The sequence below is a fragment of the Okeania sp. SIO2B9 genome (assembly GCF_010672505.1).
Taxonomy (GTDB): domain Bacteria; phylum Cyanobacteriota; class Cyanobacteriia; order Cyanobacteriales; family Microcoleaceae; genus Okeania; species Okeania hirsuta.
In genome coordinates this window covers 1-5,391 of the sequence record NZ_JAAHGK010000446.1, presented here as the reverse complement: position 1 = coordinate 5,391, position 5,391 = coordinate 1, and the positions used below count along the sequence as shown (strand labels likewise).

Genomic DNA, 5,391 nt, shown 5'->3' with positions numbered 1-5,391 from the left:
TCCCTAATTATCAATTATTCATTATCCATTATCAATTGATGAACTCTTAAATACATACTGTGTAAGCATTCAGCTATTAGCTGTCAGCTAGCCTCCTGCGGAGGAACTGCGCACTTCAGCAACAATATTCTCTTCTTAAGGACAGTGTTTAAATTAATATAGACTTTAAGGACAAGGGAGCTAACTTTTTGTAGTCAGACAATTAATAAAGCTTTTATCGTAAACGAAAAGCAATAGCTTATGGCTGATAGCTGACGGCTGAATGCTTACTATCCTGTAAATATAAAACCCATATTGAAGCATAAGAACAGCAAGCTTAAATTGTCTACAAAAGGTAATAAAGCTGATCCCTGAATTCTTACTTCTTCCCTCTCAAAAACCATTACCAATTAAAATAAATGGTGCCCAATAATAAGGATGATTATACTCACTATTAATCATATTAACTTGTGCTTCTCTTAGCGATTCTACCTTACTTACTCCTTTATTCAAAGCTACATAAAAATAATTCATAAATTCATGAGTAGCTTGGTCATCAACTAACCATAAAGTTGCTAATGTTGCTGCTGCACCAGCTTCTTGCACTCGATAACCAAAACCGAGTATTTCTTGACCATTTCCTATATCTTTTCCCAGAGCAGTTTGACAAGCACTCAATACCACTAATTCTACATCCTTTAAATTCCAATATTTCACATCTCCTAATGTAGCGCGATCGCCATCTCCAAATAAGATAAAAGATTCTTCTGGATGACCATTGACAAAGGCAGAATGAGTGGCAAAATGTACAATATTATGGCTATCCATATTTAATTCCATAGCTTCTTTAGTAAATTCATTTCCTAATAATTTATTAGTTTCAGGAAATATCTGCTCTATATTCTCTACTTCTACTCCCGCAAAAGGTAATCCTTCAAATTCAAATCTTCGTCTACCTACCTGAAATTGATAACTACCTTCAGTTAAAGCACCTGCCAAAATGACTGGTTGAAAATTTTCCCTAGGCTCTAAATCCATTAAACTTGCAGCAGTAATATTATTAATTTCAAACCTTTCTACTAGCCATTTTCTACCATCATATAAAGCTGCTAAAGGAATATAACGTAATTGTCCATCTGGTGCATAAATAATAGTTTTAGCTTTAGTAAGTCTTAGCTCTTTCTCTAGAGGTTTAATTAACCAATTGTAGAGTTTAAATCCTGCCAGCATAATTCTTTTTTCAGATTGATTATTATTTTCGTTAGGTAATGATTGAGAATTATTTCTATTGATTAATCTTACTCTTAATTCAAAGATAGCTTGATTAAATTCTTCTCGTTTTACCGACACAGTACGATGCACCGGGGGATAATTTGAACTTACTAATATTAATTCTAGTCGGTCTTCTAAAACTAATGGATATAATACTACTGTATTTTTATTTTGATGTTTTTTTAGTTCAAGTTGTAAAGAAAATACTATATCTGAACTTAGTTTTTGATTTTCAGCATTTTCTTTTAATTCTGATACAATAGATTTCACTTCTTCACTATCAAAAAATTCAATAATTTCTAGTAATTTTTCCTCTAGTTGATTTTGGTTTTTCGTATCACTTGCTGCTTCTATGAGCTGACTATATTTTTTCCAAAAGAGTTCTTCTGATTCTAGTAATGGCAATTCACTATATTTATGGTTGTCAATCTGTAAACTACCCATCTGCTCAAATATTTCTTGGACTTTGAGTAAGTCTATAATTTGATGTGCTTCGAGTGCGCGTTTTTTTTGTAGTAATAATTCAGCTAAAGTACGATATGTTTCAGCAACACTTTCTACATCAGCCTCTTGCTCTTCTGCTGGTAAAACTTTTAAATTTTTCCTGATACTTTCTGTAATATTAACTGATTGTTTATAGAAAATTATTGCTAATTCAGTCTGATTTTTTGTTTCTAATAATTTACCTAGATTAGCAAGATGAATTCCTTCTTTTCCTTTGTTATCAAGTTGTCTATCTATAATTAAACTATGATTTAAAAATTTTAGGGATTCCGAATACTTATTTAGATCTTGATAAACTTTACCAATATTATGAAAAGTAACTGCTTTACCTTCTTGATCGCCTTCTTCTTCTTGAATAGCTAATGCTTGTTTATGATTCTCTAATGCTTGAGAGTATTTCTCTTGCTCTCGATAAATTACACCTATATGATTAAGGGTTTGAGCTGTACCAAGATTGTCTTGATTTTCTTGATAATTTTTTAAAGCTTGTCGAAGGTATTCTAAGGCTTGAGAATATTTTTTTAAGTGGCGATAAATTGCTCCAATATTACTGAATATATTGTTTTTTTCTGGAGGATTTTTCTTTAAAACTTGTTTATAATAATCGATAGCTTGCTCATACAAACCTAACTGGGAATACACCACACCAATCTTATTTAAAATAGCAATAATATTTTCACTATCCTGATTTTTTTTAGCATTTTTTAAAGCTTTTTGATAATATTCTAAGGCTTTGAAATACTTACCTTGAGCATCATAAGCAATAGCAATTTTCTTCAAAGTATGAATAATCTCAAAGCGATCGTCTTCTGGAGTTAATTTTTCTAATTTTTCTTGTAATTGTTCCAAATTTTCATCAAGTTGATCGTTGTAAAATTCTGATTGAACTTGCTTTTCTTGTTGCTGTATTTCAATTTTTTGATTGTTCTGTAAAATAGGACTAACAGAATTTGTCTTAACTTGTGCTTGTGCTTTTGAATTTAGATTAAAATTTTTATCGACTGGTATAGATGGAATAATAATTAATAAACATGCAGTAGATATAATTAATCTGAAATATTTCCAATTTATCATTTTTTCAACTATATTTTTTATGTGTATTATGTATAACTATAAGGTAAGCATTCAGCATTCAACTATAGCAGGGAACAGGGAGCAGTTAGAAAAACATTTCCTAGTCTAAGATTTATTATCCGCATAAGTCCTAACCAATTCTTTCTTAACTATAGCAATATGATTTGAGTTGTGAGATATTGGAAGCTTTTAGGGCACAGGTAACAGGGAACAAAGAAGAAGAAAAAACGTATTATATGAATATAAGAATTGCCATATTCTATACTTTTAAGGAACACCTCAATTCTCACAACTGATTCCTGATTGCTATATATCTTCAAAACTATTGCCTATAATTTTATCATCAGCTTTGATACCTCCCATATACTCAAATACTTCTTGTACTTTCAACAAATCAAGAATTTGATGCGATTCTATGGCTCTTTTTTGCTCGAGCAATAAATCAGCTAAATCCCGATAAATGTCAGTAACAGTACCGTCTAAATAATCCTTTTGTTCCTCTACTGGTAAAACCTGTAAATCTTTGCGGATTTTTTCTGTAATATTAATTGATTGTTTATAAAATATTATTGCTAATTCTGGTCGATCATTTTTTGCTAATAATTTTCCTATATCAGCAAGAGTAATTCTTTCTCTATTTTGGTTTTCAAGTTGTCGATCGAGAATTAAAGTATGAGTCAAAAATTCTAGAGATTCAGAATACTGACCGGACTCTCGATACACTATACCAATATTATGAACAGAGGCAGATTTACCTTCCCGATCACCTAACTCTTCCCAAATAACTAATGCTTGTTGATGGGATTCTAATGCTTGGGAATATTTTTTCTGTTCTCGATAAATTACACCTATATTATCTATAGTTATTGCTATATTCAAACGGTCTTGATTTTCTTCATAAACTTCTAAAGCTTGTTGATAAAACTTTAAAGCCTTAGAAAACTCTTCTAAGTGGCGATAAATTGCTCCAATATATGTTAAAACCTTAGCTTTGTTTTGGGGATTATTCTGTAAAACTTTCTGATAAAAATCTATAGCTTGTTTATAGCGACCTAACCTTGAATTAACTAAGCCAAGATTACTTAAAATTGCAGTAAGATTGACATTATCCTTTTCCTTTTTAGCCATTTCTAAAGCTTCTTCATAAAACTCTATAGCTTTTGGATATTTACCTTGGCGATCGTAGATAACACCTATTTTATTTAAAGTGCTACTAATAGCAGTAGTATCGCGCAGTTGCCTACGCATTTTCAGTGCTTTATTGAATGATGCTAATGCTTGGGGATATTGACTTAGGTGAGAATAAACTGTACCAATATTATGTAGGATGACAGCAATTTGCTCTGTATCGCCTAACTGTTGACGAATTTCCAAAGCTTGCTGATAATTTTCTAAAGCTTTCTGATACTGCTGCAGTTGTCGATCGATGCTGGCCATACTGTAGAGGGTGCTGCTGATATTAAGGCGATAGAACTCCGTTCCGCTATCGCGAACGCCCTGTTGAGTATGAATATCTAGGAGTTGCTGCAAAGTTTCTAAGGCCGTTTTTAATTCCCCATTTTCAAGTTTTTGTTTAGCTTTCTTATCAAGTTCCTGTGCTTGAGTTTGTAGGTTTTCTTGAGTCAGGCGATCGCTATATTTTTTAGTCTCTTCTGCAACTGCTTTTGAATATATCTGTACTTTCTCTATTTTCTCTGTTACTAGAGATGGAGGCAAAATCAAGAAAAATACAGTACCGATAATTAATCTAAAATATTTCCAATTTATCATTTTCTACCAAATTCATAAAATTTTGCTATATTGAACTTTTTGAGTAGGTGCTAGGTTGAGTTAGGTAAACTTTTATCTTTCTTCCCTGTTGTAAAACCTAAAATTTTGTACCTCACGCTTTTTGGAAATCGCTATACTTACAACGCTGTTATTGATTGATGAACCACATCGCCATAATCAAAAACCTGTAGGGACCAAAAACCTGTAGGGGCTAATGGCCATTAGCTAGCGCACAACTACGTTAACACCCCTACTGTGGTCTACCGAAATGAAAACTGCTGTATGGTATAAGCATTGCTGGACTAAGGAATGAATCTTTGCAAAAAAAGGTAACCCATCTTTTACTTCCTCTTTTTCTCAAACTATTAGCAAGTTTTGCTTGAAAATGTGGGTTAAACAACCTACCCTTATGAGTTATTCCCCTCCTTGGTAAGGGAGGATCGAGGGTTGAGTTTTTACCCATAATTCTTAGTCTAGACGAGCTACTATAATTCCAATGGGCAAATATATAACGTCCTCCACACTCCCCACACCCTTTCATCCCTCAAATATGCAACGCTATGGTCTGTTCTTCATAAACCCAACTTCTTTAGTAGGTTGAAACTGCATTTATATTGCTTTTTGCCTTTTATATCATGTCTGGATAAGAGCGCCATAGAACTCCGTTCCCCTGACACGACCAAAAAACTTTCTCCTTTTCCTCCTCTTCCTATTCCTTTTCCTTCTTTCTTCCCTCCTGACTGCTGACTCCTGACTCCTGACTCCTGACTCCTGACTCCTGAGGAAAAGTAT

3 protein-coding genes are annotated in these 5,391 nt (G+C 32.9%); all 3 read right to left on the bottom strand.

The genetic code is table 11. The annotated features are described in order from the left end of the window. Positions 1 to 372 precede the first annotated feature (372 nt). Complete coding sequence (locus F6K13_RS16525; RefSeq protein ID WP_124145057.1) at positions 373 to 2,829, bottom strand: CHAT domain-containing protein; 2,457 nt, start codon at positions 2,827 to 2,829, stop codon at positions 373 to 375. A gap of 306 nt (positions 2,830 to 3,135) precedes the next feature. Next, on the bottom strand, positions 3,136 to 4,599 hold the full coding sequence (locus F6K13_RS16520) for a tetratricopeptide repeat protein (protein ID WP_287287854.1): 1,464 nt from the start codon (positions 4,597 to 4,599) through the stop codon (positions 3,136 to 3,138). Between the two features lie 572 nt (positions 4,600 to 5,171). Further along, a partial coding sequence (locus F6K13_RS16515) for a hypothetical protein (RefSeq protein WP_287287853.1) occupies positions 5,172 to 5,391 on the bottom strand: 220 nt, incomplete at its 5' end.

Coding starts and splice junctions, on each gene's coding strand:
- F6K13_RS16520 (WP_287287854.1), bottom strand. CDS start 4,599: ATGATAAATTGGAAATATTTTAGATTAATTATCGGTACTGTATTTTTC.
- F6K13_RS16525 (WP_124145057.1), bottom strand. CDS start 2,829: ATGATAAATTGGAAATATTTCAGATTAATTATATCTACTGCATGTTTA.